This window comes from Azospirillum agricola (genome assembly GCF_017876095.1).
In the GTDB taxonomy this organism is placed as follows: domain Bacteria; phylum Pseudomonadota; class Alphaproteobacteria; order Azospirillales; family Azospirillaceae; genus Azospirillum; species Azospirillum agricola.
Map to the genome: position 1 here is coordinate 73,868 of NZ_JAGINM010000009.1, position 26,148 is coordinate 100,015.

The window sequence follows — 26,148 nt, forward strand, 5'->3', positions numbered from 1 at the left end:
GGCTTGCACCCTTGCGGGCTCATGCCTTGGCGGCTGCCGATTGGTTGCCCTTACGACTAATCCAAGAAAATGGCAAAATTTTGATCGATTGTGGCGGCTTGCCACGGCACGGTGACTTTTCTCGGGCTTCGCCCCAGGCTTTGTTCTGAATCAATGGCCTCGCCCCGTGGTTGCGCCATGGTTCCGCCAGCTTTCCAGCCAACCGTCTCAGCCGGCCCGGACCCGTCCCATGACCACGCTCGCCATATTGTTCAACGGCCTGCCCGACATCGCGCGGGTGATGCTGATTCTCAGCCTGATCGCCGCCGCCGGTCTGGCGCTGGGGCAGATCAAGGCGCGCGGCGTCGGGCTCGGCATCGGCGGCGTGCTGTTCGCCGGCATCGCCGGCGGCCATTTCGCCTCGGTCGCCGGGCTGAAAATCGACGCCCATGTCCTGCATTTCCTGCGCGAGTTCGGGCTGATCCTGTTCGTCTACACCATCGGCGTGCAGGTCGGGCCGGGCTTCTTCGCCGCGCTGAAGCGGTCGGGGCTGACGCTGAACCTGCTGGCGGCGACGCTGGTGCTGCTCGGCGTCGCGGTGACGGTGTGCATCCATCTGGTCGCCGGGGTGCCGCTGCCGGCGGTGCTCGGCCTGTTTTCCGGGGCGGTCACCAACACCCCGTCGCTGGGGGCCGCCCAGCAGATCCTGGCGGAGGTCGGGGCGCCGCTCGCCGACCAGGAGACGCCGAGCCTCGGCTACGCCGTCGCCTACCCGTTCGGCATCATCGGCATCCTGATCGCCATGCTGACGGTCCGCACCGTCTTCCGGCTCGACCCCGTCGCCGAGGCGAGGATCTTCGACGAGCGCCGGCGCGCCGAGGTCGAGAATCTGGAGACGCTGGACGTCGCGGTGCGCAACCCGTCGGTGTTCGGCACCGCCCTGCGCGACATCCACCTGTTCGGCGATTCCGGCCTCGTCGCCTCGCGGATGATGCGCGGCGGACGGCTGTGCGTGCCGCACCCCGGCACCATCGTGCAGCCGGGCGACGTCTTCCACCTCGTCGGCCCGCGCGCCAGGCTGGAGAGCGCCCGCGCCTTCCTCGGCGAGCTGTCGGAGGTGACGCTGACCACCAAGGGCACCGACGTGCGCTGGGACCGGCTGGTCGTCACCAGCAACCATGTGCTGGGCAAGACCATCGCCCAGCTCAACCTCGCCGACGCCTACGACGTGGTGGTCAGCCGGGTGAACCGGGCGGGGGTGGAGCTGGTGCCCTCCCCCGCCCTGCGCCTCCAGTTCGGCGACATCGTGACCGCCATCGGCAAGCCCGACGACCTCGCCCGCACCGCCGGGCTGGTCGGCAACGCGCCGCGCCGGCTCCAGCAGGTCGACTTCATCCCGGTCTTCATCGGCATCGCGCTCGGCGTGCTGCTGGGCTCGCTGCCGGTCTACATTCCGGGCATGCCGGCGCCGCTGAAGCTGGGGCTGGCCGGCGGGCCGCTGGTGGTGGCGATCCTGCTGGCGCGGCTCGGCCATCTCGGGCCGCTGGTGTGGTTCATGCCGCCGGCCGCCAACCTCGCGCTGCGCGAGATCGGCATCGTGCTGTTCCTGGCGGTGGTGGGGTTCCTGTCGGGCGACCGTTTCCTGGAGACGCTGCTGCACGGCGACGGGCTGGCCTGGATCGGCTACGGCGCCGCCATCACCCTGATCCCGCTGCTGATCGTCGGGCTGATCGCCCGCGCGGTGTTCAAGCTGAACTATCTGACCGTCTGCGGCCTGCTGTCCGGCAGCATGACCGACCCGCCGGCGCTGGCCTTCGCCAACGCCATGAGCCCGTCGGAGGCGCCGGCGCTGGCCTACGCCACCGTCTACCCGCTGGTGATGTTCCTGCGCATCCTGGCGCCCCAGCTCATCGTCCTGTTTCTGTGGATATGACCGTGAAGAGTGTGAAATCCGCGTTGCGGAACCCACACGCGGCGGTCTAGCCTGTGCCGCATTGGTAAGCCCACAACCACGACCGGTTTCCCGCATGCACCGACACCCGCCCGTCAGCGACACCGCCCCCGCCGCCGTCGTCGTGGAGGATCTTCACAAGCGGTTCGGCGAGCTGGAGGTGCTGAAGGGGGTGTCGCTGACCGCGCGGGAAGGCGACGTCATCACGCTGATCGGCTCGTCGGGATCGGGCAAGAGCACGCTTTTGCGCTGCATCAACATGCTGGAGATCCCCGACGACGGCCGCATCGTCATCGGCGGCGAAGCCATCGGCCTGAAGAAGATCCGCAACGGCCGCGTCACCGTCCCCGCCGACGCCCGGCAGGTGGAGCGGATGCGCACCCGGCTCGGCATGGTGTTCCAGAGCTTCAACCTGTGGACCCACATGACGATCCTCCAGAACGTCATCGAGGCGCCGGTCCATGTGCTGGGCGTGCCGAAGGCCGAGGCCGTCGACCGCGCCCGCAAGCTGCTCGACAAGGTCGGCATCCTGTCCAAGGCCGACTCCTACCCGATCCAGCTCTCCGGCGGGCAGCAGCAGCGCGCCGCCATCGCGCGGGCGCTGGCGATGCAGCCCAAGGTGATGCTGTTCGACGAGCCGACCTCGGCGCTCGACCCCGAGCTGGTCGGCGAGGTGCTGCGCGTCATCCGCCAGCTGGCGGACGAGGGCAGCACCATGATCCTGGTGACGCACGAGATGGGCTTCGCCCGCGAGGTGGCGTCCAAGGTCGTCTTCCTGCACCAGGGCCGCATCGAGGAGGAGGGGGCGCCGGACAAGGTGCTGACCAACCCCGATTCGGACCGCGTGCGGCAGTTCCTCTCCCGCCACCTGTCCGGGGCGGCGTGAGGCATCCTTTCGCTTGAAACTTTTCCAGGAAATCGTGACGCTCGAAGACGCGCACGAACCGAACGGCCCGTGTTGAAGCCCGTATCGAACAAGGGCAACCGAACAGAGGAGTATTTCCCGTGAAGAAGATCGTTGCGGCTTTGGCGCTCGGCGCCCTGATGGCGGTCACCGGCGGCGCCGCCGAGGCCAAGGACTGGAAGAAGGTCCGCATCGCCACCGAGGGCGCCTACGCCCCGTGGAACGCCACCGACCCGTCGGGCAAGCTGGTCGGCTTCGAGATCGACCTCGCCAAGGAACTCTGCAAGCGCATGGAGGCCGAGTGCGAGATCGTCGCCCAGGATTGGGACGGCATCATCCCGGCGCTCCAGCAGGGCAAGTACGACGGCATCATGGCCGCCATGTCGATCACCGACGAGCGCAAGAAGGTCATCGACTTCACCAACCCCTACGGCACCGAGCCGTCGATGTTCGGCATCCTGAAGACCTCGCCGCTGGCCGGGACCAAGTTCGACGTCGAGCGCTACGACCTGACCAAGGAGACGCCCGAGGGCAAGGCCGCCATCGCCAAGCTGGACGAGGTGCTGAAGGGCAAGACGGTCGGCGTCCAGACCTCCACCATCCAGGCCAACTTCATGGAGAAGCTGCTGCCGAAGGTGACGGTCCGCACCTACGACAAGCTGGACAACGCCGGCATCGACATGGCCGCCGGCCGCGTCGACGCGATCTTCGGCGACCGGTCGGCCGTCGCCGCCATCCTCGACGCCGACACGGCCAAGAACATGACCCTGTGGGCCCCGGCCTTCTCGCGCGGCGTGCTGGGCGAGGGTGTGGGCGTCGGCCTGCGCAAGGCCGACAAGGACCTCAAGGAGAAGCTCAACAAGGCGATCGCCGAGGCCAACAAGGACGGCACGATCACCAAGCTGAGCACCCAGCATTTCGGCTACGACATCGCGATCAAGTAAGGATACGAGCGAACACGGCCCCTCCATCCGCACCGTCCGTCATGACCGGGCCTGCCCCGGTCATCCACGCGGAACCTTGGGATTCGCCCGTGGATGCCCGTGCCGAGCACGGGCATGACGCGTCGGACGGAAGGCGGAGCGGCTGTCCACCCACCCCGATCCTTACCTGAGCGGCCCATGCTCGAACTTCTCTCCTTCGGACCGAACGGCTGGGGCGGACAGCTCCTGACCGGGCTGGCGATGACCATCGCCGTGTCGGTGTCGTCCTTCGCGCTGGGCATCCTGTTCGGATCGGCGGGCGCCGCCGCCAAGCTCAGCCACAGCCTGGTCCTCAACGGCATCGCCGAAATCTACACCACCGTCGTGCGCGGCGTGCCGGAGCTGCTGGTCATCTACCTGCTGTTCTTCGGCGGCAGCGGCATGATCATGGCGGTCGCCGGGGTGTTCGGCTACGAGGGCTACATCGAGATCAACGCCTTCAGCATCGGCGTCGCCGCCGTCGGGCTGATCTCCGGCGCCTATTCGACCGAGGTCATCCGCGGCGCGGTGCAGTCGGTGCCGGTCGGCCAGATCGAGGCGGCGCGCGCCTGCGGGATGAGCCGCTGGCTGATCCTGCGCCGCGTGCTGGTGCCGCAGACCCTGCGCTACGCCCTGCCCGGCCTCGGCAACGTCTGGCAGCTCACGCTGAAGGACACGGCGCTGATCTCGGTGACGGCGCTGGCCGAAATCATGCGCGTCGCCCATGTCGCCGCCGGCTCGACCCGGCAGCCGTTCCTGTTCTACACCACCGCGGCGGTGCTCTACCTGCTGCTCACCACCGTGTCGACCGCGCTGTTCGAGCGGGCGGAGCGGCACGCCAACCGCGGCGTCCGGAGGGCCTGAGCCATGGATTGGGAACTGATGTGGGACAGCCTGCCCAAGCTGCTCGCCGCCCTGCCGGTGACGCTGGAGCTGGTCGGCGGGTCGCTGCTGCTGGGCGCCGTGGTCGCCTTCGTCACGGCGCTGCTGCGCCTGTCGGGCAACCGCGTTGCGGAAATCCTCACCACGGCCTACGTCTTCGTGTTCCGAGGCACGCCGCTGCTGGTGCAGATCTTCCTGATCTACTACGGGCTCGGCCAGTTCGAGTTCGTGCGCGACAGCGTTCTGTGGCCCTTCCTGCGCGAGCCGATGTGGTGCGCGATCCTGGCGCTGACGCTGAACACCGGCGCCTACACCAGCGAGATCCTGCGCGGCGCCATCCTGTCGGTGCCGCTGGGGCAGGTCGAGGCGGCGCGCGCCTGCGGCATGTCGCGGGCGCTGGCCTTTCGTCGCATCGTGCTGCCGGTGGCGGTCCGCCAGATGCTGCCGGCCTACGGCAACGAGGTGATCCTGATGGTCAAGGCCAGTTCGCTGGCCAGCACCATCACCCTGCTGGAGGTCACCGGGCTGGCCCGCAAGATCATCTCGCAGAGCTTTGCGGTGTTCGAGATCTTCATCCTGGCCGGCGCCATCTACCTGCTGCTGAACTTCCTCGCCTCCCGCCTGATCAAATACGCGGAATGGCGGCTGACGCCCTACCTGCGGGCGCGGGCCTGACGGCGCCTTCCCGCAAGGGCGCCTCCTGCGACAAAACAGCACCGGCCGCGCAGCGCCGGCCCATCCCCGCCACCCGCGGAAAGGGCCGGAAGCGGGCCGCCGCGCCGTGTTGTGACAATCTCTCATACCATGGTCTGACGGCCCCAACTTCCTGACTAAGATCAAGGCGAAACCCCTCGCGCTCCGGCATACATGCGCCTATATCCTCGCCAAGCGCGACCGAAGGTCATGTCCTGGGGCCAGTCAATGCATCGTTTCGCCAACCCCGCCCGCTTCCTGCGCCTGTCGGCCGCATTGCTGCCGTGGAGCGCCGGTGCGGCCGTGATCCTGACGATCGTCGGGCTCTATCTCAGCCTGTTCGGCTCGCCGCCCGACTACCAGCAGGGCGAGACGGTGCGGATCATGTACATCCATGTGCCCGCCGCCTGGATGAGCCTGTTCGTCTACACCAACATGGCCGTCGCCGCCGGCGCCGGGCTGGTGTGGAAGCACCCGCTGGCCGACCTGTTCGCCAAGGCCGCGGCACCCATCGGCGCCGGCTTCACCTTCGTGTGCCTCGTCACCGGCTCGCTGTGGGGCGCGCCGATGTGGGGGACCTGGTGGGTGTGGGACGCCCGGCTGACCAGCGTGCTGATCCTCTTCTTCCTCTATCTCGGCTACATGGCCCTGGTGAACGCCTTCGACGATCCGCAGCGCGGGCTGCGGGCCGGCAACGTCCTGCTGCTGGTCGGCATCGTCAACGTGCCGATCATCAAGTTCTCGGTCGACTGGTGGAACACGCTGCACCAGCCGGCCAGCGTGGTGAAGATGGGCGGTCCCAGCATCGACCCCACCATGCTGCTGCCGCTGCTGGTGATGGCCGGGGCCTTCACCGCCTACTTCGTCGCGGTGGTCCTGCTGCGCCTGCGCGCCGAGATCACGCAACGCCGGATCCAGACGCTGCGCCTGAGCGCGGCCGGCGAGGGAGCGCAGGGATAACGCCATGACAGACTTTCTCTCGATGGGTGGTTACGCCGCCTTCGTCTGGCCCGCCTACGCCATCGCGGCGCTGGTGCTGCTGGGCCTGCTGCTGGCCACCTGGAAGGGGTTGCGCGACGCCGAGACGACGCTGAAGGCGCTGGAAAGCGCCCGTCCGGCGCGTCGCCGCACCCGCCCACGGGCCGATGGAAAGCCCGACACGGCCGCCGGAACGCCGGCGGGAGCGAGTGAAGGATGACCAGGAAAAAGCGCCGCCTCTACATGCTTGGCCTCGCCCTGCTCGGGCTGGGCAGCGCCACCGCCCTGACGCTGACCGCGTTCCAGGACAACATCGTCTTCTTCTACAGCCCGACCCAGTTGCAGACCCAGCAGGTCGGCGACCGCAGCTTCCGCCTCGGCGGGCTGGTCGAGGAGGGCAGCGTCCGCAAATCGACCGACGGGCTCGTCACCGAGTTCCGCGTGACCGACACCGCCCACACCATCGACGTGAGCTACCGCGGGCAGCTGCCCGACCTGTTCCGCGAGGGCCAGGGCGTCGTCGCGGAAGGCAAGCTGACCAAGGGCGTCTTCGTCGCCCGCGAGGTGCTGGCCAAGCACGACGAGAACTACATGCCGCCGGAGGTCTCGGAGGCGCTGAAGCAGGCCGGCGTCTACAAGGACGCCAACAGCGCCCATCCCGGCGCGGCCCCCTCCGGCGCGCCCGGCACGGCCCAGGCCGCCACGGCGAAATAGTCCGCGTCCGCCCGTCAGGGACGGTTTCGAGGTCGACATTCAAGGAGCAGCGGGACCGTGATCCCCGAACTTGGCCATTACGCGCTGGTGCTGGCGCTGTTCGTGGCGCTGGTGCAGGCCGGCCCGCCGCTGGTCGGCGCCGCCACCCGCAACAGCGCCTGGATGAACGTCGCCGGCCCCGCCGCCGTCGCCCAGATGCTGCTGGTGCTGGTCGCCTACGGCGCGCTGACCTGGGCCCATGTGGTGTCCGATTTCAGCGTGCAGAACGTGGTGCAGAACAGCCACTCGCTGAAGCCGATGCTCTACAAGGTGTCGGGCGTCTGGGGCAACCACGAGGGCTCGATGATCCTGTGGATCGTCATGCTCTCGGTCTTCGGCGCCGCCGTCGCGGTGTTCGGCCGCAACCTGCCGCCGACGCTCAAGGCGCGCGTGCTGGCGGTGCAGGGCCTGATCGGCATCGGCTTCCTGCTCTTCATCCTGGCGACCTCCAACCCCTTCATCCGGGTGATCCCGCCGCCGCTCGACGGCAACGACCTGAATCCGCTGTTGCAGGATCCCGGCCTCGCCTTCCACCCGCCCTTCCTCTACGCCGGCTATGTCGGCTTCTCGATGGCCTTCTCCTTCGCGGTCGCGGCCCTGATCGAGGGGCGGGTCGACCCCGCCTGGGCGCGCTGGGTGCGGCCCTGGACGCTGGCGGCCTGGTCCACCCTGACCATGGGCATCGCCATGGGCTCCTGGTGGGCCTATTACGAGCTGGGCTGGGGCGGCTGGTGGTACTGGGACCCGGTCGAGAACGCCTCCTTCATGCCGTGGCTGGCCGGCACCGCGCTGCTGCACTCCGCCATCGTCGTGGAGAAGCGCGACGCGCTGAAGAGCTGGACCATCCTGCTGGCCATCGTCACCTTCTCGCTGTCGCTGATGGGCACCTTCCTGGTGCGCTCGGGCATCCTGACCTCGGTCCACGCCTTCGCGGTGGACCCGGCGCGCGGCGTCTTCATCCTGGTGCTGCTGGCGATCGCCACCGGCGGTTCGCTGCTGCTCTACAGCCTGCGGGCGCCGACGCTGAAGGCCGGCGGCCTGTTCGCCCCGGTCAGCCGCGAGGGGGCGCTGGTGCTGAACAACCTGCTGCTGTCCACCGCGACGGCGACGGTGTTCATCGGCACCCTCTACCCACTGTTCCTCGACGTGCTGAATCTGGGCAAGGTCTCGGTCGGCCCGCCCTTCTTCAACGCGACCTTCCTGCCGGTGGCGATCCCGATGGTCGCCACCATGGTGGTCGGTCCCTTCCTGTCCTGGAAGCGGGCGGATCTGGGCGCGGCGCTGACCCGGCTGTGGGTGGCCGGCATCGCCGTGGTCGTCATGGTCGCCGTCGCCGCCTATCTGACGGCCGGCGGCGGGCCGCTGCTGGCGCTGGTCGGCATCGCGCTGGGGGCCTGGGCCTTCGTCGGCGCGCTGGTCGAGTTCGCCGAGCGCATCCGCCTGTTCCGCATCCCGGTGAGGGACAGCTGGAACCGCGCGGTGCATCTGCCGCGCAGCGCCTGGGGCATGACCATCGCGCACGCCTGCGTCGGGCTCGCCATCTTCGGAATGACCGGCACCTCGGCGTGGCAGACCGAGTCGATCTCGGCCATGAAGCCGGGCGACACCGCGCGTCTCGCCGGCTACGAGTTCCGCTTCGACAGCATCGGCACGGTGCCGGGGGCCAACTACCGCGCCGACCGCGCCGTCTTCACGGTCAGCAGGGACGGCGTTCCCTTCGCCACCCTGACGCCGGAGCGCCGCAGCTACCCGGTCACCCGGATGACGACCACCGAATCCGCCATCCACACGACGGTCTTCTCCGACCTCTACGTGGCGCTGGGCGACCCGACGCAGAACGGCACCGCCTGGATCGTCCGCATCTACCACCACCCGCTGGTGCCGTGGATCTGGATCGGCGGCGTGGGAATGATGCTGGGCGGCTTCGTCAGCCTGACCGACCGGCGGTTCCGCATCGGCGCGCCGGAGCGCCGCCGCGCGGCCAAGCCCGCCGTCCAGCCCGCCGAGTGACGCGGCCAAGTAAGGATACACCCCCATGCGCCGCCTGCTCTACCTGCTGCCCTTCCTGCTGTTCATCGGCGTGGGCGTGGCTTTTTACCTGGGATTTCAAAGGGATCCCCGCGACATCCCGTCGGCCCTGATCGACAAGCCGGTGCCGTCCTTCGAGCTGCCGCCCTTACCCGGCCGTCCCGAGGGGCTGTCGGCGGAGCGGCTGAAGGGCGACGTGACGCTGGTCAACGTCTTCGCCTCCTGGTGCATCCCCTGCAAGGCGGAGCACCCGATCATCACCCGGCTGGCCCGCGAGCAGGGCGTCACCGTCCGCGCCATCAACCACAAGGACAAGGCCGAGGACGCGCTGGCCTGGCTGGCCCGCAACGGCGATCCTTACGCCAGCATCGGCGCCGACCTCGACGGGCGGGTGTCGATCGACTGGGGAGTCTATGGCGTGCCGGAGACCTTCCTGGTCGACCGCCAGGGCCGCATCCGCTTCAAGCATGTCGGGCCGCTCACCCCGCAGGTGGTGGACGAGCAGATCCTCCCGATGGTCAAGCATCTGCGGGGGCAGGGATGAAACGGCTCCTTCTCGCCGCCGTCCTGGCGCTGTCGGCTCCCATCCCGGCCGCCGTCCCGGCGCTCGCGGTGCAGCCGGACGAGGTGCTGCCCGACCCGGCGCTGGAATCCCGCGCGCGGGAGATCAGCAAGGAGCTGCGCTGCCTCGTCTGCCAGAACCAGTCGATCGACGACAGCAACGCGCCGCTGGCCCGCGACCTGCGCGTGCTGGTGCGCGAGCGGCTGAAGGCGGGCGACAGCGACGCCGGCGTGCTGGGCTACGTCACCGACCGCTACGGCGATTACGTGCTGCTGCGCCCGCCCTTCAAGGCGACGACGCTGCTGCTGTGGGTGGGGCCTTTCGCGATCCTGCTGCTGGGCGGGGCGGCGACCGCGCTGTTCCTGCGCGGCCGGCGCGGGGTGGCCGCCGGGGCGGACACCGTGCCCCTGAGCGATGACGAACGGCGGCGGCTCGACGCGCTGCTGCGGAAAGACGACGCGTGATGCTGTTCTGGATTCTCGCCGCCGCGCTGACGGTGGCCGTTCTGCTGCTGATCCTCCCGCCGCTGCTGAAGCCGGCGGACGCGGCGCCCGCCCGCGACGACTACGACCGCGAGGTCTACCGCGACCAGCTCGACGAGCTGGAGCGCGACCTCGCCCGCGGCGTCATCAGCCCGGCCCAGGCCGAGGCGGCGAAGGCCGAGATCGGCCGCCGCATGCTGGCGACCGCCCAGCCCGCTCCGCAGCCGGCCGCCCGGCCCGCCCGCTCGGCGAAGGCGCTGGCGATGGTGCTGGCCCTGACGGTGCCGGTGGGGGCGCTGGCGGTCTACGGCGCGGTCGGACGTCCGGACCAGCCGGCCCGGCCGCTCGCCTCGCGCAACCTGGAGCAGGAACGCGGCGGCCCGCCGAAGAGCGTGCTCGCCGCCATCGACAAGCTGAAGCAGCAGTTGGCCGAAAGCCCGGACGACGCCCAGGGCTGGGCCATCCTGGGCCAGGCCTACGTCAAGATGAACCGTCCCGCCGAGGCGGCCGACGCCCTGCGCCGCGCGGTGGCGCTGAACAAGGACGACCTCGAGCTGCTCGGCCTGTTCGCCGAGACGCTGACCGAGGCCAACGACGGCACCGTCCCGGAAGAAGCGCGCGCCGCCTTCGACGGCGTGCTGGCCAGGGATCCGAAGGACGCCCGCGCCCGCTTCTTCGCGGCGCTGGCCCGCCATCAGGCCGGCGACCAGCGCGACGCGCTGGAACGCTGGCGCGCCCTGCTCGCGGAATCGCCGGCCAACGCGGCGTGGGTGCCCACCGTGCGGGCGCATATCCGCGAGGCGGCCATCGCCCTCAACCTCGACCCCGCCGCCGTGACGCCGAACCCGCTGCCCGCCCAGGAGGAGGCTCCGGCAACCGCGCAGGCGACGCAGGGACAGCCGCAGCAGCAGCCTTCCGCCGAGGAGCGCGAGCAGATGGTGCGCGGCATGGTCGACGGCCTCGCGGCGCGGCTGGCGGCCGACCCGTCGGACATCGACGGCTGGGTCCGGCTCGTCCGCTCCTACAACGTGCTGGGCGAGCCGGCCAAGGCCCTGGAAGCCGCCCGCAAGGCGCGGGAACAGGCGCCCGACCGGCCCGACGTGCTGGTCGTCTACGCCAGCTCCATCCTGCAGAACCAGCCGCGCAGCGACCCGCCCGCCCCGATGCCCGAGGAGGCGACCGCCGCCCTGCGCAAGGCGCTAGCCGGCGACGCCACCAACCGCGACGCGCTGTGGCTGCTCGGCCTCGACGCGATGACGGTGGGCCGCAAGGCGGAAGCCACCGACTACTGGACCCGGCTGATGGCCCAGTTCACGCCGAACGACCCGGAATACGCGCTGCTGAAGACGCGCCTGGAGTCGTTGAAGACGGGAAGCTGAGCGGCTTTCCCGCATCGGGTTCCTTCCGATCGGATTTCCAGCGGATCATGGCCGCGCTACACTGGCGGCCATGATCGTGCTCTTCACGGATTTCGGCCTGTCCGGCCCCTACACCGGGCAGGTCAAGGCGGTGCTGGCGCAGCAGGCGCCGGGCGTGCCGGTGATCGACCTGTTCGCCGACGCCCCCGTCTTCGACCCGCAGCTCTCCGCCTATCTGCTGGCCGCCTACGCCCCCGCCTTTCCGGCGGGCGGCGTCTTCGTGTGCGTCGTCGATCCCGGCGTCGGCACCGACCGCCGTCCGCTGGTCGTCGAAGCCGACGGTCGGTTCTTCGTCGGTCCCGACAACGGCCTGTTCGAGCTGGTCCGCCGCCGCGCCGCCAGCTTCCGCGCCTGGAGCATCGACTGGCAGCCGGAGCGGCTGTCCGCCAGCTTCCACGGCCGCGACCTGTTCGCCCCCGTCGCGGCGCGTCTGGCAACCGGCCGGGAGGTGGCGCGCACGGCCCTGCCGGACGCCGCCGTCGCCCGCCCGGACTGGCCGGACGAACTGCCGCGCATCGTCTATGTCGACGTCTACGGCAACGCCATGACCGGCCTGCGCGCCGCCACGCTGGCCGAGGATGCGGTCCTGACGGCCGGTGGGTGGGCGGTGCTCCGGGGCCGCACCTTCGCCGACGCCGCGCCGGGCGAGGCGCTGTGGTACGGGAACTCCAACGGGCTGGCCGAGATCGCCGTCAACCGTGGCCGCGCCGACGTCGGTCTTGGACTGCGGGTCGGTGCGGATGTGACGGTCACATCGCGCTCAATCCCCTCTCCCCGGGGGGGAGAGGGGGAAGGAAGCGTCACACCCTCAACTCATAGACCGCGACCGCATCCGCCAACCCCTTGACCGTGTGGTGCCCGATGGAATGGAGCTGGTGGCGCCCCTCCCCGTCCCCCTCGACCAGTGCCGCGAAGGCGGCCGAGGTCAGCACCGTGCGCTCCAGCCGGCCGCACAGCCCCTCGATCCGGCTGACCAGATTGACCGCCGGGCCGATCACCGTGAAGTCCAGCCGCTCGGTCGAGCCGATGTTGCCGTACATCACCTCGCCGACATGAAGCGCGATGCCGCAGCGCAGGGTCGGCTGGCCCCAGGCGGCGCGCTCGGCGTTCTGCGCCGCCATGGTGGCGAGCGCGTCGGCCGCCGCGTTCAGCGCCTTGACCGCGGCGGCGGTGTCGCCTCCGTCCTCATCGCCGGCCAGGGGAAAGATCGCCAGCATGGCGTCGCCGATGAATTTCAGGATCTCGCCGCCATGGCGCTCCACCGCGTCGCCCATCGATTCGAAATAGCCGTTCAGCAGCGCGATCAGCTCCTCGCGCGGCAGCCGGTCGGCCAGCGGGGTGAAGCCGCGCAGGTCGCAGTACCACAGCACGGCGCGGACATCGGCCCCGGTGCCGCGCCGGATGTCGCCGGACAGGATGCGGGCGCCGGTCTTGCGGCCGACATAGGTGTCCAGCACCGTCGCCGCCAGCCGCCGCAGCGCCAGCGTCTCCAGCACCGTGCCCAGCGCCGGCAGCAGGGCGTCGAGCAGCGCGAGGTCGGCCGTTGAGAAACCGCCCGGCCGGTCGGTGGCGAAGGTGACCGCGTTGCGCCGCCCGCCGGCGAACAGCACCGCCATCGCCGCGTAGTCGGTCAGGCCCGCCGCGCGCAGCTCCCCCAGCACCGGGTAGGGCCAGGGCGCCTCCATCCGCTCCAGCGGGTAGCGCATGCCGTCCGCCCCCTCGTCGATCAGGGCGGCGAAGGTGCTGGTCCGGTAGGGCTCCAGCAGCTCGGTGCCGTGCGCGGCGGTGACGACCTCGATCGCCGGATCGCCCCGGCGCCAGAAATAGACCATGGAGCGGATCTGCGGGTGCAGGAGCTGCAAGGCCAGCACGCAGCGCGCCAGCGGCACGCCGGCGGCGATCAGCCGGGCGCAGAAATCCTCCACCAGCGACTCGGCGTCGGGCGCGTGGCGGCCCTCCCGCAGCAGCCAGCCGACGACCGAGGCGGCGTCATGGGACGGCGCGGGCGGGGCGGCGTGGTCGGTCGGCGAAATCGTCACAACGAAATAGCCCCAAAGGAATAACCGGACCAATCCGGTGCTTGATCCGGCCGGCGATTCTGCCCAAATTTCAGGAGCGCCGCCAGCCCAGTTCGGCGCCGATGGAGGATAGCACCATGTTCATTCAGACCGAGCAGACGCCCAACCCGGCGACTCTCAAGTTCCTGCCGGGGCGTGACGTGCTCGGACGCGGCACCGCCGACTTCACCAGCCGCGAGGACGCCGCCCGCTCGCCGCTCGCCCAGCGCCTGTTCGAGATCGACGGCATCGCCGGGGTGTTCCTGGGCGCCGATTTCGTCACCATCACCAAGACCGACGCCAAGGACTGGTTCCTGCTGAAGCCGTCGATCCTCGGCGTCATCATGGAACATTTCACCGCCGACCGCCCGGTCCTGCTGAGCGACGCCGGCGACGGCCACGCGGCCGGCAGCGGCGACGACGACGAGATCGTCGAGCAGATCAAGGAGCTGCTGGACACCCGCGTCCGCCCGTCGGTGGCGCAGGACGGCGGCGACATCACCTTCCAGGGCTTCGACAAGGGCGTCGTCTATCTGGCGATGAAGGGAGCCTGCTCCGGCTGCCCCAGCTCGACCGCGACGCTGAAGCACGGCATCGAGAACATGCTGCGCCACTACATCCCGGAAGTGGTCGAGGTCCGCGCCGTCCAGTGACACTGGACAGCGTCATGACCAGGTAAGGATAGAACGGAAAAAGGGGCGCTCCCGCGTGGGAAGCGCCCCTTTTTCGTGGCCTTGAGCCCCGGCTTCCTTACCCGCCCCCGCCCCGCCAAGACGGGAAAGGAGCGGATGGGAAGCCGTCGCGGTCAGTCGGCCTTCTTGGTCAGGTCCTCGCCGGTGGCCTGGTCGACCTGCTTCATCGACAGCTTGACCTTGCCGCGATCGTCGAAGCCGATGACCTTCACCTTCACGGCGTCACCCTGCGACACCACGTCCGCCACCTTGCCGACGCGCTGCTGCGCCAGCTCGGAGATGTGGACGAGGCCGTCGCGCGAGCCCAGGAAGTTCACGAAGGCGCCGAAATCGACGACCTTCACGACCTTGCCGGTGTAGATCACGCCCATCTCCGGCTCGGCGACGATGCCCTTGATCCACTCGATGGCGGCGTCCGACTTCTTCTGGTCGACCGCCGAGACCTTGACGGTGCCGTCGTCGTCGATGTCGATCTTGGCGCCGGTCTGCTCGACGATCTCGCGGATCACCTTGCCGCCGGAGCCGATCACGTCGCGGATCTTCTCCTTCGGGATGTTGATCACGGTGATGCGCGGGGCGTTCTCGTTGACGCCGTCGCGGGCGCCGGTCAGCGCCTTCGACATCTCGCCGAGGATGTGCAGGCGGCCGTCCTTGGCCTGGGCCAGGGCGATCTTCATGATCTCCTCGGTGATCGAGGTGATCTTGATGTCCATCTGGAGGGCGGTGACGCCAACTTCCGTCCCGGCCACCTTGAAGTCCATGTCGCCGAGGTGATCCTCGTCGCCCAGGATGTCCGAGAGGACCGCGAAGCCGCTGTCCTCCTTGATCAGGCCCATGGCGATGCCGGCGACCGGACGCACCAGCGGCGCGCCGGCGTCCATCAGCGACAGCGAGGTGCCGCAGACGGTGGCCATCGAGGAGGAGCCGTTCGACTCGGTGACTTCCGACACCACGCGGAGCGTGTAGGGGAAGTCCTCCTTCTTCGGCAGCAGCGGGTGGATGGCGCGCCACGCCAGCTTGCCGTGGCCGATCTCGCGGCGGCCCGGCGAGCCCATGCGGCCGGCCTCACCCACCGAATACGGAGGGAAGTTGTAGTGCAGCATGAAGTGCTCGCGGTACTCGCCCTCGAGCGCGTCGATGATCTGCTCGTCCTGGCTGGTGCCGAGCGTGGTCACGACCAGCGCCTGGGTCTCGCCGCGGGTGAACAGCGCCGACCCGTGGGCGCGCGGCAGAACGCCGACCTCCGAGACGATCGGGCGGACGGTCTTGGTGTCGCGACCGTCGATGCGGCGGCCGGTCTTCAGCACCGCCCCGCGCAGGATGTCGGCCTCGAGCTCCTTGAACTCGGTGCCGATCTGCTGGGCCTCGTACTCGGCGGCCAGCGTCTCCAGGGCCTTGGCCTTGGCGGCGCCGACCTTCTCGTAGCGCGACTGCTTGACGGTCTCGGTGTAGGCGGCCTCGACGTCGGCGCCGACGGTCTCGCGCAGGCGGGCCTTCAGGGCCTTGCGATCGTAGGCCGGCTCCGGCAGATCCCACGGCTCCTTGGCGGCCAGCTCGGCGAGGTCGATGATCGCCTCGATGACCGGCTGGAAGCCGCTGTGGCCGAACATCACGGCGCCGAGCATGACCTCTTCGGTCAGCTCCTTGGCCTCCGACTCGACCATCAGCACGCCTTCGGTGGTGCCGGCGACGACGAGGTTGAGATCGGTGTCCTCGACCTGGTCGGCGGTCGGGTTCAGGATGTACTGACCGTTCTTGTAGCCGACGCGGGCGGCGCCGATCGGACCGAGGAACGGAATGCCCGAGATCGTCAGCGCGGCGGACGCGCCGACCATCGCGACGATGTCGGGATCATTCTCGAGGTCGTGGCTGAGGACGGTGCAGACGACCTGGGTTTCGTTGCGGAAACCCTCGGCGAACAGCGGGCGGATGGGACGGTCGATCAGGCGGCTGACCAGCGTCTCCTTCTCCGTCGGGCGGCCTTCACGCTTGAAGAAGCCACCGGGGATCTTGCCGGCCGCGAAGGCCTTTTCCTGGTAATTGACCGTCAGCGGGAAGAAATCGACGCCCGGCTTCGGCGCCTTGGCGGCGACGGCGGTGCAGAGGACGGTGGTGTCGCCGTAGGTGACGAGGACGGCGCCATTGGCCTGACGGGCGATCTTGCCGGTCTCCAGGACCAGCTTGCGCCCACCCCATTCGATTTCTTTACGATGCACAGTGAACATGATTTTTTCCTTCCATCCGACGCCCAGGACGGCCGGATTGCCGCCCGAGACCGGGGCCGCCAGTCGTAAGGCCCCGCAGAGATTAAAAGCGTTGGAAACGACAACAGAGATTGATGCGAAAAAGGCCGGTCCCCCGATCAAGGATCGGGGCCGGCCTGTCCATCACAAAGCTCTAAAGATCAATCGCGTCGCAACAGGAAGAGGTGCTGAAAAACGCGACGCCCCAACCGGCGCGCCGCACCCGCCGGAACCCGAGGGTGCGGCGAGGCGGCGGCTGGCTGGGGCGTCGTATCCGGTCACGGTCTGGACGGCGCGCCGATCAGCGACGCAGGCCCAGGCGCTCGATGAGCGTGGCGTAACGGGAATTGTCCTTCTTCTTGAGATAGTCAAGAAGACGACGGCGCTGACCGACCATCACCAGCAGACCACGGCGGGAGTGGAAGTCCTTCTTGTGGCTCTTCAGGTGTTCGGTCAGGTTGCTGATCCGCTCGGTCAGGATCGAAACCTGGACTTCGGGCGAGCCAGTGTCAGCCTGGCCGCGCGAATATTCCTTGATCAGCTCCTGCTTGCGCTCGGGCGTAATCGACATCGGGGTCTCCTAAATCGTCAAAGGTTGAGGACGCGCACCGGACGGACTTCCGCCCCCTCGACACGGGCCAGCGCCACCGGCTTTCCGCCGAAAAGCGCAATGACGGTGCCATCCCCAGCGGCAGCCCCGCGAAGCGCTTCAAGGCGTTCGCGATCCTGCCGGGTGAGGAGAGCCACCGTCTGGCCATGTCTCAGTCGGTGCGCTTCCGCTTCGGTCAGGGCCAGCGCCGGGATGTCGTCCAGCGCGGTCTCGATCGGCAGCAGAAGTCGTTCGACGGCGGCACCTTGCTCCAAGGTTGCCAGTTCGTCCAGGGAAATCGCGCCGTCCAGCGTGAAAGGACCGACGCGCAAACGGCGTAGCAGATGGACGTGACCGACCGTTCCCAACGCCACGGCGAGGTCGCGGGCCAGCGAGCGGACGTAGGTGCCCTTGCCGCAATCGACCTCGAAGACGGCGTGGTCGTCGTCCGGCCGCTCGACTAGGTCGAAGCGGTCGATGCGGACGCGGCGGGTGGCCAACTCGACGGTGCCGCCCTCGCGGGCGATGTCGTAGGCGCGCTCGCCGTCGATCTTGATGGCGGAGAATTGCGGCGGCATCTGGTCGATCTCGCCGAGGAAGGCCGGCAGCGCCGCCCGGATCGCCTCGTCCGAGGGGCGGATTTCGGAACGCTCGACCACCGGGCCCTCGCGGTCGTCGGTGGTGGTCCGCTCGCCCCAGCGGACGCCGAAGCGGTAGGTCTTGGCACCGTCCATGGCGTAGGAGACGGTCTTGGTCGCCTCGCCCAGCGCGATCGGCAGGATGCCGCTGGCCAGCGGGTCGAGCGTGCCGCCATGGCCACCCTTGTCGGCGTTCAGCAGGCGCCGCACCTTGGACAGCGCCTGCGTCGAGCCCATGCCTTCGGGCTTGTCGAGGACGATCCAGCCATGGATCGGCTCGCCCTTGCGCTTACGAGCCACGACGCCCGCCCTTGCCGGCCTCGTCCGCGTCGCTCTCGCTGGAGTCGTCCTCGTCGTCGAGGTCGTCACCCTCGTCGCCCTCCTCCTCGTCCCAGGAATCGTCCTCGTCATCCTCGTCGTGGTCGTCGTCGCCGTTGACGCGGCCGAGGTCGCGGGCGACCGCCGGGCTGTGCAGGATGGTGTCGATGTGCTGGGCGTAGTCGAAGGAGGTGTCGCCCTCGAAGGTCAGGGTCGGGGCGTGGCGCAGGTTGACCATGCGGGCGACCTGCCCGCGCAGGAAGGCGGCGGCGCGGCGCAGCGCCGTGTGCGCCTCGTCCATCCGGCCGCCGCCCAGCGTGGTGAAGAACACCGTCGCGTTGCTGAGGTCGGGGCTGATCCGCACCTCGGTCACGGTGATGTTCAGCCCGGAAAGCTCCGGATCGTGGAAATCGCCGCGGCGGAACAGATCGGCCAATGCGTGGCGCAGTTCCTCGCCGACGCGCAGTTGCCGCTGGGACGGGGGTTTGCCGGCGTTGATCGCGCCGCGATTCTTGCTCGCCATGGTCGCTGTCTTTCGTGAATGTCTTGCCCGCCGGATGGCCCGGAACCGGGATTTCTGGCCGGAAGGCCCTGGAATTCTAGAGGTCGGTCGGCGGCGACCGTGGTCAAGCCGCCCGGACGGTTTCCCAAGCCGGGACGGCTGTCCGGACCCGCGTCCGACGGAAGACGGAAACGCGTCCCCCGCGTCCGAGGGGGAGAAGCGGAAAGCCCGCCCATCCCCGGCAGGACACCGGGAATGGACGGGCGATCCGAACAACCACCGCTCGCTTGGAAGACGCCTTACAGCTCGCGGGCGATTTCCTCGATCTCGAAGGCTTCGATCTGATCGCCCGGCAGGATGTTGTCGTAATTCTCGAAGGCCATGCCGCACTCGTAACCCTCGCGGACCTCCTTGACCTCGTCCTTGAAGCGCTTGAGCGTCTTGAGCGTGCCTTCGTGGATGACGACGTTATCGCGCAGCAGGCGCACGCCGGCGCCGCGCTTGACGGTGCCCTGGGTGACCATGCAGCCGGCGACCTTGCCGACCTTCGTGATGTTGAACACCTCGCGGATGGTCGCGTAGCCGATGAAGCGCTCGCGCAGCGTCGGGGACAGCAGACCGGTCAGCGCCGCCTTCACGTCGTCGATCACGTTGTAGATGATCGAGTAGTAGCGGATCTCGACGCCGTCGCGCTTGGCCAGATCGCGGGCCTGCGGGTTGGCGCGGACGTTGAAGCCGATGATCATCGCGTTCGACGCGTTGGCGAGCGTGATGTCGGATTCGTTGATCGCACCGACCGAGTTGTGCAGGACGCGGACCTTGACCTCGGTGTTGGTGGCCGTGAGCTTCTCCAGCGAGCTGGCGATGGCCTCGATCGAGCCCTGCACGTCGCCCTTGATGACGACCGGCAGTTCCTTGGCCTCGCCGGCCTGGATGCGGCTGAACATGTCCTGGAGCGAACCGCGCGCCGTGGCCGCGTTGCTCGCCTCGCGCTTCTTGCGCTGACGGAACTCGGCGATCTCGCGGGCACGGGCTTCCGATTCCACCACGGTGAAGTCGTCGCCGGCCAGCGGGGTGCCGTTCAGGCCCAGCACCTCGACGGGGACGGCGGGGCCGGCCTCGTTGACGTTCTGGCCACGGTCGTTGATGAGCGCGCGGACACGGCCCCACTCGGCGCCGGTCACGAACACGTCGCCGACCTTCAGCGTGCCGCGCTGGACCAGCACGGTGGCGACCGAACCACGGCCGCGCTCCAGCTTCGCCTCGATGACGACGCCTTCGGCGGTGCGGTTGGCGTTGGCGCGCAGCTCCAGGATTTCGGCCTGGAGGAGGATCGCCTCCTCCAGCTTGTTCAGGTTGCGCTTGGCCTTGGCCGACACCTCGACGTCGAGCACGTCGCCGCCCATCTCCTCGACCACCAGCTCGTGCTGGAGCAGCTCCTGGCGGACGCGCTCCGGCTTGGCGTCCGGCAGGTCGCACTTGTTGATGGCGACGATGATCGGAACCTTGGCGGCCTTGGCGTGACGGATCGCCTCGATGGTCTGCGGCATGACGCCGTCGTTGGCGGCGACCACCAGCACGACCACGTCCGTGACGTTGGCGCCGCGGGCGCGCATCTCGGTGAAGGCCGCGTGGCCCGGCGTGTCGATGAAGGTGATCTTCGCGCCCGACTCCAGCTGCACCTGATAGGCGCCGATGTGCTGGGTGATGCCGCCGGCCTCGCCCGACACCACGTCGGTCTGGCGCAGCGCGTCGAGCAGCGAGGTCTTGCCGTGGTCGACGTGGCCCATGATGGTGACCACCGGCGGACGCGACACCAGGACGGCGCCCTCCTCCTCGGTCGCCCGCAGGCCGATCTCGACGTCCGACTCGGACACGCGGCGCACGCGGTGGCCGAACTCGGTGATCAGCAGCTCGGCGGTGTCGGCGTCGATCGTCTGGTTGATCGTCGCCATGACGCCCATGCGCATCAGCGCCTTGATGACGTCCGCGCCGCGCTCGGCCATGCGGTTGGCGAGTTCCTGGACCGTGATGACTTCCGGCAGCACGACGTCGCGGGTGACCTTGGCGGTCTCCTGGCGGCTCATCAGGCGCAGACGCTCGCGTTCGCGGGCACGGCGGACGGCGGCCAGCGACCGGGTGCGGTCGCCGCCATCGTCGCTGAGCGCCTGCGACACGGTCATCTTGGCGCCCTTGCGGCGGTCGGCGCCGACGGGAGCCTTGGCGGCGGGACGCGCCGGCGCGGCCTTGGCCGGGCCGGGGCCGCCACGGCCGCCCTTGCGGCGGTTGTCGTCCTCCTCCTCGGCGCGGGCCGGAGCCGCGGCGCCGGGCAGGCTGCGGCCGGGAGCGGCGTCCGAACCCGGACGGGCCGGAGCCGCCGACGAGCCGGGGCGCGACTCGCCCGAGCGGGACGGGCCGGCACCGGCGGTGCGGGGACCCGCGCCGTCGCGGGCGCCGTCACGGCGCGGAGCGGCGGCCTCGGCCTCGCGACGCTTGGCCTCCTCGGCCTCCTTGCGCCGGGCTTCCTCTTCCTTGCGGCGGGCCTCGGCCGCCTCGGCGACCTTGCGCTCCTCCTCCTGGATGGCGCGCATCTCGGCCATCTCGCGCTCGCGGAGGGTCTCGGCGTCCAGGATGACGGGCGGGGCTTCCTCGACCGGGGCCGGCGGCGGGGCGAGCGCGGCGGCGGCGGCCGCCTCGGCGGCGGCGGCCTCGGCGCGGGCGGCCTCCTCCTCGGCGTCGATGCGGCGCTGCTCGTCGGCCTGCGCGGCGCCCTGTAGGGCGCGCATGCGGGACGCCAGCTCCTCGCTGGTCAGCTTGCGGCCGGCGGTCGGTGCGCCCCCACGGGGGCGCTGTCCGGCTCCGCCGCGGATGGGGAGACCCTGGGCGGCCTGGCGCGCGGCGGCACCGCCGTCGGCGATGCCGGGCACGGCGCCCTTTTCAACATGACGCTTGCGCTTGACCTCGACGGTCACCGGTTTGGACCGGCCATGGGAGAAGCTCTGCCGGACCTGGGTCTCGACCGGCTTCTTCGACTCCAGCTTCCCTTTGCCGGCGCCGGAGTTGAGGTGCAAGACTTTCTTCTGGTCCTGGTCGTTGCTGTCGGTCATCGGTTCCCGAATGGTCAGACGTTACATCGCAGGCCGGCCGGCGCCATCGCCGACTCCCAAGCCCTTATCAGACATCCCCTGCTCACGGTGTTCGCAAGGGCCCTTCAGTCCTCTGAGGCGCGCCGCGTCACGAGCCAGCCCCTTGGCCAGCCTGCCCCGCGCCACCACCGCGTGCACCGCGTGATCGCGCCCCAGCGCGGCGGCCAGATCGGCCGACGCGAAGAGATCGATCACCGGCAGCGACGGCGCGAGCGCCGTCACCTTGCCGCGCTGGTCGAGCGAGCCGTCGGCGGCCTCGACCAGAAGGGCTGGCGGGGGACCCGCGCGACCGACCTGGTTGACCTTCAACGCCTCGCGCACCTTCTCGTACCCGGCGAGAACGTGGCCTGCACGGCGGGCAAGGCCCAGACCGTTCAGACACCGCCGTTCCAGCAGCCGTTCCAGCCTCTCGGCCAGATCCGGCGGCACCTTCACCGCCCGGCGGGCGGCCTTGGCGAAGACGGACTTCCCCATGGCCTTCGCCAGAACCGCCCGATCCGCCGTGACCCACAGGCCCCGGCCGGGCAGCGATTCCTCAAGATCGGGGACCACCTCGCCGTCCGGCGCGATCACGAAGCGGATCATGCCGTCCTTGGGCTGCACGGCGTGGCTGACGATGCAGCGGCGCAAAGGCCCCTTCTCGTCATCGGCCGGCAGGTGTTCCCCCGTTGCTTCCTCAACGAACCCGTCTCCGAGCCCGTCCATCGTCTCCGGCACCGCGCCCTCCCCCGTCTCCGGGGTGTCGGCGGCGTCCGGTGCCTGTGCGTCGTTCCGCGCGGTCATCCGTTCGTCATCCGCCTTTCGCGGTCCCAAACCGATCAATCCTTGCACGCCAGACCAATCAGGCCTGGGCGCCCTGCCCGTCCGTCGCGGACGCGCCGCCGGCCGGAGCCTCGCCGCCCTCGCCATCGAACCAGTGGGCGCGCGCGGCCATGATGATCTCGTTGGCCTCTTCCTCGGTCGGGCCGTCCTTGCCGAGAATCTCGACCAGCTCGTCGCCCGCCAGATCGGCCAGATCGTCCAGCGTCTTCACGCCGGCCTCGCCCAGCTTCACGAGCTGCGACGCGGAGCAGCCGGTCAGCTCGGCCACCACGTCCTCGACGCCCAGCTCCAGCCGGCGGTCGTTGGCCTCGCTCTCGCGCACGTCCAGGAAGGCGAGCGCGCGCTGCTTCAGCTCGTCGGCGACCGACTCGTCGAAGCCCTCGATCTCGGCCAGCTCCTCGGTCTCGACGTAGGCGATCTCCTCGACCGAGGTGAAGCCTTCGGCGACCAGCAGATGCGCGATCACGTCGTCGACGTCCAGCGCCTGCATGAACAGGCCGGAGCGGTTGTGGATCTCCTCGGAGCGGCGCTCCGATTCCTCGTTCTCCGTCAGGATGTCGATGTCCCAGCCGGTCAGCATCGAGGCGAGGCGGACATTCTGGCCGCGGCGGCCGATGGCCAGCGACAGCTGGTCGTCGGGCACCACCACCTCGATGCGGCGGTTCTCGTCGTCGAGCACGACCTTGGCGACCTCGGCCGGGGCCAGCGCGTTGACGACGAAGGTCGCGGCCTCGCTCGCCCACGGGATGATGTCGATCTTCTCGCCCTGCAACTCGCCGACGACCGCCTGGACGCGGCTGCCGCGCATGCCGACGCAGGCGCCGACCGGATCGATCGAGCTGTCGTGGCTCAGCACCGCGATCTTGGCGCGCGAGCCCGGGTCGCGGGCGACCGCCTTGATCTCGATGATGCCGTCGTAGATCTCCGGCACTTCCTGGGCGAACAGCTTCGCCATGAACATGGGATGCGTGCGCGACAGGAAGATCTGCGGGCCGCGGGCTTCCTCGCGGACGTCGTAGATGTAGGCGCGCACACGGTCGCCGTTCTTGAAATGCTCGCGCGGCAGCAGCTCGTCGCGGCGCAGGATCGCCTCGGCGCGGCCGAGGTCGACCGTGACGTTGCCGTACTCGACGCGCTTGACCAGACCGTTGACGATCTCGCCGTTGCGGTCCTTGTACTCGTTGAACTGGCGCTTGCGCTCGGCGTCGCGCACCTTCTGCACGATGACCTGCTTGGCGGTCTGCGCGGCGATGCGGCCGAAATCGATGGGCGGCAGCGGATCGACCAGGAAGTCGCCGACCTTGGCCCCGGCCTTGCGGCGCTGGGCGTAGGGCAGGGTGACCTGCGTCGCCTCGTTCTCCACCGTCTCGACCACCTCCAGGTGGCGGGTCAGGTGGATGTCGCCGGTCTTGCGGTCGATGCGGGCGCGGATGTCGTGCTCATGGCCGTACTTGGAGCGACCGGCCTTCTGAATCGCCTGTTCCATCGCCTCCAGGACTTCGTCCCGGTCGATGTTCTTTTCGCGGGCGACCGCGTCAGCGACTTGCAGCAGTTCCATCCGTTACACTTCCTGGCGGCGTGTGGTCTTGCGAAATGCCGGGCTGGGGATCAACCCTGCGCGTCCTGGCTGGCGCGGATCAGATCGTCCGTCAGAACCAGCTTGGCGCGCAGAATGTTGTCGAACTCCAGCCGGGCGGCTCCCTGTTCGGTTTCGATGCACACGAGGCCGTCCTCGACGCCCTTCAGCATGCCCCGGAAGCGCTTGCGCCCGTCCGACGACGCCAGCCGGGTGTCCAGCTTGGCCTCGAACCCCGCGAAGCGCTCGAAATCCTTCAGACGGGTCAGCGGCCGGTCGATGCCGGGCGAGCTGACCTCAAGCGTGTAGGCGTCGCGAATGGGATCTTCCACGTCCAGCAGGGCCGAAACGGAGCGGCTGATGTCGGCGCAATCCTCGACCGTCATGGCCGCGCCGTCGGCGCGCTCCGCCATGATCTGGAGGACCGCCCGCTGGCCGCCGGAGATCTGGACACGCACGACCTCGTAGCCCATGGCCTCGACCGACGGCGTGATGATCTGTTCGATGCGACCTGTTGCGTCCATTCCACCTGACCCAAGCCTGCGGCCGGGATTGAACCGGACGAGGTTTCCATAGGCTGATAAAAAAATAAGTGGGCCGAAGCCCACCCGCAATGCGTCCCGCCGGCCCAGTTTCCCGGGCCGTCGATCCGTATGAGGTTCCGTGAGGGGTGAATATAGTCATTCCACCCGATCCCGCAAGCCTTTTCCCTGGCGTTGCCCGGACGGGCAAGCGAGGCTGGCGTCGCGGGCAAGTTCTTCGGGGGGAAAAAGGATGATCCTGGAAGCGGCGCTGCTGACGATCCGGAAGGAACGGCAGGAGGAATTCGAACGGGCGATGGCCGATGCACGGCCCTTGATCGCCGCCACCCCCGGCTTTCGCGGCATGGAGCTGCGGCCTTGTCTGGAGGACGCCGGCCGTTACCTGCTGCTCGTCCGGTGGGACCGGCTGGAGGACCACACGGAGGGCTTCCGCGGCTCGGACCGCTACGCGGGATGGAAGCAGCGGCTCCACCACTTCTACGACCCGTTCCCGGTCGTCGAGCATTTCGCCGAGCCGGTGGTCGCGGCGCCGGACCCGGCCAGCTCGTAATCTCCACGGCAGGTCATGCCCGTGCCAGGCACGGGCATCCGAGGGCATCCACGGGCTCCCGCACGGACGACCGGGACGCAGCCCGGCCATGACGGAAGGCGGAGCCTCAGCCCCGCGGCTTGCGGACGAAGCGCAGGAACACCGGCTTGCGGCCGGCGGCGATGGCCTTCTCCTCGTAGCGGGTCGCCGGCCAGTCGGCCGGGCGGACGCGCCAGTCGGACGGGACCCGCGCGGTCCATTCGAAATCCGGGTGCTTGACCGTGTGCTCCAGCATCCAGCGGACCAGCCCCATGTCGTCGCTGGCCAGCCGCAGCTCGGCTCCGTCCTTCAGGACGCGGGCGAGACGGGGCAGATTCTCCGGCCCGATGAAGCGGCGGTCGGCGTGGCGCTTCTTCGGCCAGGGATCGGCGAACAGGACGAAGGCCCGGCCAATCGAGGCGTCGGGCAGGGCGTCGAGCAGCGGGCGGGCATCGTCGGGCAGCACCCGCACGTTCCCCAGCTTGTCGTCGTCCAGCAGACCGAGCAGGGCGGCGACTCCGTTGACGAAGGGCTCGGCGCCGATCAGCCCGATCTCCGGGTTGTGGCGCGCCTGCCAGGCGAGGTGATGGCCGCTGCCGAAGCCGACCTCCAGCCAGACGTCCTGCGCCGGTTCGGACTGTCCCGGCCGGGTGAACAGGGACTGCGGGTCGACGCGCTCGCCGGGCTTCGGCACCGGAATCTCCAGCGTCGGCAGCAGCGTGTCGAGCAGTTCGGTGCGGCGCTTGCGGAGCGGGCGCCCCTTGCGGCGGCCGAAAAGACGGTTGGACGAATCGGCGGAATCGAAGGGTTGGTCGGTCATGACGTCGCGGCGCGCTTTTCGATGAACGGAGGATGTCGGGGGC

The 26,148-nt window shown here is 69.4% G+C and carries 25 protein-coding genes; 15 read left to right on the forward strand and 10 right to left on the reverse strand.

What is annotated here, in order from left to right; translation table 11 throughout:
- The first annotated feature begins 229 nt into the window (after positions 1–229).
- The 13 genes from J2847_RS15125 to J2847_RS15185 all read left to right on the forward strand — a co-directional run bounded on the left by J2847_RS15125 (position 230) and on the right by J2847_RS15185 (position 12,439).
- Positions 230–1,912: a putative transporter gene (locus J2847_RS15125; RefSeq protein ID WP_209779766.1), complete on the forward strand. Its 1,683-nt coding sequence runs from the start codon at positions 230–232 to the stop codon at positions 1,910–1,912.
- 94 nt (positions 1,913–2,006) lie between these two features.
- Positions 2,007–2,816, forward strand: coding sequence for an ABC transporter ATP-binding protein (locus tag J2847_RS15130; RefSeq protein ID WP_209779767.1), 810 nt, complete (start codon positions 2,007–2,009; stop codon positions 2,814–2,816).
- A gap of 119 nt (positions 2,817–2,935) precedes the next feature.
- The gene (locus J2847_RS15135) at positions 2,936–3,778 is read left to right on the forward strand and encodes a lysine/arginine/ornithine ABC transporter substrate-binding protein (RefSeq protein WP_209779768.1); all 843 of its coding nucleotides are present in this window, start codon (positions 2,936–2,938) and stop codon (positions 3,776–3,778) included.
- Positions 3,779–3,955: 177 nt separating this feature from the next.
- Positions 3,956–4,660: an ABC transporter permease gene (locus tag J2847_RS15140; protein WP_209779769.1), complete on the forward strand. Its 705-nt coding sequence runs from the start codon at positions 3,956–3,958 to the stop codon at positions 4,658–4,660.
- 3 nt (positions 4,661–4,663) lie between these two features.
- Positions 4,664–5,353, forward strand: coding sequence for an ABC transporter permease (locus J2847_RS15145; protein ID WP_209779770.1), 690 nt, complete (start codon positions 4,664–4,666; stop codon positions 5,351–5,353).
- A gap of 246 nt (positions 5,354–5,599) precedes the next feature.
- Entirely contained in the window at positions 5,600–6,331 is a 732-nt protein-coding gene (locus tag J2847_RS15150; RefSeq protein ID WP_209779771.1) for a heme ABC transporter permease, read from the forward strand.
- 4 nt (positions 6,332–6,335) lie between these two features.
- A complete protein-coding gene (gene ccmD, locus J2847_RS15155; protein ID WP_085555480.1) occupies positions 6,336–6,569 on the forward strand; it encodes a heme exporter protein CcmD in 234 nt (77 codons plus the stop codon).
- Entirely contained in the window at positions 6,566–7,063 is a 498-nt protein-coding gene (gene ccmE, locus J2847_RS15160) for a cytochrome c maturation protein CcmE (protein WP_209779772.1), read from the forward strand. The genes ccmD and ccmE overlap by 4 nt, the downstream gene beginning before the upstream one ends.
- Positions 7,064–7,120: 57 nt before the next feature.
- A complete protein-coding gene (locus J2847_RS15165; protein WP_209779773.1) occupies positions 7,121–9,112 on the forward strand; it encodes a heme lyase CcmF/NrfE family subunit in 1,992 nt (663 codons plus the stop codon).
- 25 nt (positions 9,113–9,137) lie between these two features.
- On the forward strand, positions 9,138–9,674 hold the full coding sequence (locus J2847_RS15170; protein WP_085555483.1) for a DsbE family thiol:disulfide interchange protein: 537 nt from the start codon (positions 9,138–9,140) through the stop codon (positions 9,672–9,674).
- On the forward strand, positions 9,671–10,156 hold the full coding sequence (locus tag J2847_RS15175) for a cytochrome c-type biogenesis protein (RefSeq protein WP_209779774.1): 486 nt from the start codon (positions 9,671–9,673) through the stop codon (positions 10,154–10,156). The genes J2847_RS15170 and J2847_RS15175 overlap by 4 nt, the downstream gene beginning before the upstream one ends.
- On the forward strand, positions 10,156–11,553 hold the full coding sequence (gene ccmI / locus J2847_RS15180) for a c-type cytochrome biogenesis protein CcmI (RefSeq protein WP_209779775.1): 1,398 nt from the start codon (positions 10,156–10,158) through the stop codon (positions 11,551–11,553). Before J2847_RS15175 ends, ccmI begins: the two co-directional genes overlap by 1 nt.
- A 70-nt stretch (positions 11,554–11,623) precedes the next feature.
- Positions 11,624–12,439, forward strand: a complete 816-nt coding sequence (locus J2847_RS15185; RefSeq protein ID WP_209779776.1) for an SAM hydrolase/SAM-dependent halogenase family protein — start codon at positions 11,624–11,626, stop codon at positions 12,437–12,439.
- Here the strand turns inward: J2847_RS15185 and J2847_RS34150 are convergent.
- Positions 12,393–13,631 carry an adenylate/guanylate cyclase domain-containing protein gene (locus tag J2847_RS34150; RefSeq protein WP_325169418.1) on the reverse strand — a complete coding sequence of 413 codons (1,239 nt, stop codon included), beginning with the start codon at positions 13,629–13,631 and terminating at the stop codon, positions 12,393–12,395. The two genes, J2847_RS15185 and J2847_RS34150, sit on opposite strands and share 47 nt — an antisense overlap.
- A gap of 116 nt (positions 13,632–13,747) precedes the next feature.
- Between J2847_RS34150 and J2847_RS15195 the strand changes: the two genes are divergently transcribed.
- Positions 13,748–14,302 (forward strand): NifU family protein, encoded by a 555-nt coding sequence (locus tag J2847_RS15195; RefSeq protein WP_209779777.1) that lies wholly within the window; start codon positions 13,748–13,750, stop codon positions 14,300–14,302.
- Between the two features lie 152 nt (positions 14,303–14,454).
- On the opposite strand, the gene pnp is transcribed toward J2847_RS15195, so the two are convergent.
- From pnp to rimP, 8 genes are all read right to left on the reverse strand, one after another.
- Entirely contained in the window at positions 14,455–16,566 is a 2,112-nt protein-coding gene (pnp, locus tag J2847_RS15200) for a polyribonucleotide nucleotidyltransferase (RefSeq protein ID WP_209779778.1), read from the reverse strand.
- A 319-nt stretch (positions 16,567–16,885) separates the two neighbouring features.
- Entirely contained in the window at positions 16,886–17,155 is a 270-nt protein-coding gene (gene rpsO, locus J2847_RS15205) for a 30S ribosomal protein S15 (RefSeq protein WP_085555489.1), read from the reverse strand.
- A 17-nt stretch (positions 17,156–17,172) separates the two neighbouring features.
- Complete coding sequence (truB, locus tag J2847_RS15210) at positions 17,173–18,111, reverse strand: tRNA pseudouridine(55) synthase TruB (protein WP_209779779.1); 939 nt, start codon at positions 18,109–18,111, stop codon at positions 17,173–17,175.
- The gene (gene rbfA / locus J2847_RS15215; protein ID WP_209779780.1) at positions 18,101–18,652 is read right to left on the reverse strand and encodes a 30S ribosome-binding factor RbfA; all 552 of its coding nucleotides are present in this window, start codon (positions 18,650–18,652) and stop codon (positions 18,101–18,103) included. Before rbfA ends, truB begins: the two co-directional genes overlap by 11 nt.
- 278 nt (positions 18,653–18,930) lie before the next feature.
- Positions 18,931–21,738, reverse strand: a complete 2,808-nt coding sequence (infB, locus tag J2847_RS15220) for a translation initiation factor IF-2 (RefSeq protein ID WP_209779781.1) — start codon at positions 21,736–21,738, stop codon at positions 18,931–18,933.
- A gap of 21 nt (positions 21,739–21,759) precedes the next feature.
- A complete protein-coding gene (locus J2847_RS15225) occupies positions 21,760–22,560 on the reverse strand; it encodes an RNA-binding protein (RefSeq protein WP_209779782.1) in 801 nt (266 codons plus the stop codon).
- A gap of 58 nt (positions 22,561–22,618) precedes the next feature.
- Positions 22,619–24,157 carry a transcription termination factor NusA gene (nusA, locus tag J2847_RS15230; protein WP_209779783.1) on the reverse strand — a complete coding sequence of 513 codons (1,539 nt, stop codon included), beginning with the start codon at positions 24,155–24,157 and terminating at the stop codon, positions 22,619–22,621.
- Positions 24,158–24,207: 50 nt separating this feature from the next.
- On the reverse strand, positions 24,208–24,699 hold the full coding sequence (gene rimP / locus J2847_RS15235) for a ribosome maturation factor RimP (protein ID WP_085555495.1): 492 nt from the start codon (positions 24,697–24,699) through the stop codon (positions 24,208–24,210).
- Positions 24,700–24,949: 250 nt separating this feature from the next.
- Here rimP and J2847_RS15240 point away from each other — a divergent pair, with 250 nt between their 5' ends.
- Positions 24,950–25,267, forward strand: coding sequence for an antibiotic biosynthesis monooxygenase family protein (locus J2847_RS15240; RefSeq protein WP_209779784.1), 318 nt, complete (start codon positions 24,950–24,952; stop codon positions 25,265–25,267).
- A 106-nt stretch (positions 25,268–25,373) separates the two neighbouring features.
- On the opposite strand, the gene trmB is transcribed toward J2847_RS15240, so the two are convergent.
- Positions 25,374–26,105: a tRNA (guanine(46)-N(7))-methyltransferase TrmB gene (gene trmB, locus J2847_RS15245; protein WP_209779785.1), complete on the reverse strand. Its 732-nt coding sequence runs from the start codon at positions 26,103–26,105 to the stop codon at positions 25,374–25,376.
- Positions 26,106–26,148 lie beyond the last annotated feature (43 nt).

Excerpts from the sequence above, each read along its gene's own strand:
- J2847_RS15185 (WP_209779776.1), top strand. The coding sequence starts at position 11,624 with ATGATCGTGCTCTTCACGGATTTCGGCCTGTCCGGCCCCTACACCGGG.
- nusA (WP_209779783.1), bottom strand. The coding sequence starts at position 24,157 with ATGGAACTGCTGCAAGTCGCTGACGCGGTCGCCCGCGAAAAGAACATC.
- J2847_RS15125 (WP_209779766.1), top strand. The coding sequence starts at position 230 with ATGACCACGCTCGCCATATTGTTCAACGGCCTGCCCGACATCGCGCGG.
- rimP (WP_085555495.1), bottom strand. The coding sequence starts at position 24,699 with ATGGACGCAACAGGTCGCATCGAACAGATCATCACGCCGTCGGTCGAG.
- pnp (WP_209779778.1), bottom strand. The coding sequence starts at position 16,566 with ATGTTCACTGTGCATCGTAAAGAAATCGAATGGGGTGGGCGCAAGCTG.
- ccmE (WP_209779772.1), top strand. The coding sequence starts at position 6,566 with ATGACCAGGAAAAAGCGCCGCCTCTACATGCTTGGCCTCGCCCTGCTC.
- rpsO (WP_085555489.1), bottom strand. The coding sequence starts at position 17,155 with ATGTCGATTACGCCCGAGCGCAAGCAGGAGCTGATCAAGGAATATTCG.
- J2847_RS15150 (WP_209779771.1), top strand. The coding sequence starts at position 5,600 with ATGCATCGTTTCGCCAACCCCGCCCGCTTCCTGCGCCTGTCGGCCGCA.
- J2847_RS15140 (WP_209779769.1), top strand. The coding sequence starts at position 3,956 with ATGCTCGAACTTCTCTCCTTCGGACCGAACGGCTGGGGCGGACAGCTC.
- J2847_RS15195 (WP_209779777.1), top strand. The coding sequence starts at position 13,748 with ATGTTCATTCAGACCGAGCAGACGCCCAACCCGGCGACTCTCAAGTTC.
- ccmI (WP_209779775.1), top strand. The coding sequence starts at position 10,156 with ATGCTGTTCTGGATTCTCGCCGCCGCGCTGACGGTGGCCGTTCTGCTG.
- J2847_RS15240 (WP_209779784.1), top strand. The coding sequence starts at position 24,950 with ATGATCCTGGAAGCGGCGCTGCTGACGATCCGGAAGGAACGGCAGGAG.
- ccmD (WP_085555480.1), top strand. The coding sequence starts at position 6,336 with ATGACAGACTTTCTCTCGATGGGTGGTTACGCCGCCTTCGTCTGGCCC.
- J2847_RS15170 (WP_085555483.1), top strand. The coding sequence starts at position 9,138 with ATGCGCCGCCTGCTCTACCTGCTGCCCTTCCTGCTGTTCATCGGCGTG.
- J2847_RS15130 (WP_209779767.1), top strand. The coding sequence starts at position 2,007 with ATGCACCGACACCCGCCCGTCAGCGACACCGCCCCCGCCGCCGTCGTC.
- J2847_RS15225 (WP_209779782.1), bottom strand. The coding sequence starts at position 22,560 with ATGACCGCGCGGAACGACGCACAGGCACCGGACGCCGCCGACACCCCG.
- rbfA (WP_209779780.1), bottom strand. The coding sequence starts at position 18,652 with ATGGCGAGCAAGAATCGCGGCGCGATCAACGCCGGCAAACCCCCGTCC.
- J2847_RS15145 (WP_209779770.1), top strand. The coding sequence starts at position 4,664 with ATGGATTGGGAACTGATGTGGGACAGCCTGCCCAAGCTGCTCGCCGCC.
- infB (WP_209779781.1), bottom strand. The coding sequence starts at position 21,738 with ATGACCGACAGCAACGACCAGGACCAGAAGAAAGTCTTGCACCTCAAC.
- trmB (WP_209779785.1), bottom strand. The coding sequence starts at position 26,105 with ATGACCGACCAACCCTTCGATTCCGCCGATTCGTCCAACCGTCTTTTC.
- J2847_RS15175 (WP_209779774.1), top strand. The coding sequence starts at position 9,671 with ATGAAACGGCTCCTTCTCGCCGCCGTCCTGGCGCTGTCGGCTCCCATC.